Raw genomic sequence first — 578 nt, 5'->3', positions numbered from 1 at the left:
ATTGTCATCAACACGCAAACGGTATATGTGCGTTTAGAAGATGCAACAACAGGATGCTATAATACTACGACATTAGAACTAGTGGTTAACCCACTACCAGTAGCAGTAGCGCCAACACCATTGGAAGTCTGCGATGATGATAATGATGGTTTTGCAAGCTTTACCTTAACATTAAAAGACGCAGAAGTATTAGGTGGTCAAACAGGAATGACAGTGACCTACCATGAGACCCAGTCTGATGCAGACAATGGTGTCAATGCCCTATCAAGTCCATACAACAATATTGTACCAAACACTCAAACCGTTTATGTGCGTTTGGAAGATGACGCTTCAGGCTGCCATGATACAGTAGAGCTTACCCTATTGGTAAACCCATTACCAGCCATAGGAGCGATAACACCATACGAGTTGTGTGACTATAACAACCCAGGCGACGAGCAAGAAACATTTGATCTTACGACCAAAGATGCAGAAATCATCAATGGACAGGTTAATGTAGCAGTAAGCTATTACGAAACACAGGCAGATGCCGAAGCAGGAATCAATGCGATAACCGTACCATATATTAATCAAACCAA

The 578-nt window shown here is 42.2% G+C and carries 1 protein-coding gene; it reads left to right on the top strand.

Translation table 11 applies throughout. The features are described 5' to 3' along the window. Positions 1 to 578, top strand: a 578-nt coding sequence (locus OD803_RS14700) for a hypothetical protein (protein WP_262734070.1), incomplete at both ends; no start/stop codon positions are given.

The organism is Gaetbulibacter sp. NE (assembly GCF_025548475.1).
Taxonomy (GTDB): Bacteria; Bacteroidota; Bacteroidia; order Flavobacteriales; family Flavobacteriaceae; genus Gaetbulibacter_B; species Gaetbulibacter_B jejuensis.
This window is presented reverse-complemented; position numbering and strand designations above follow the sequence as displayed.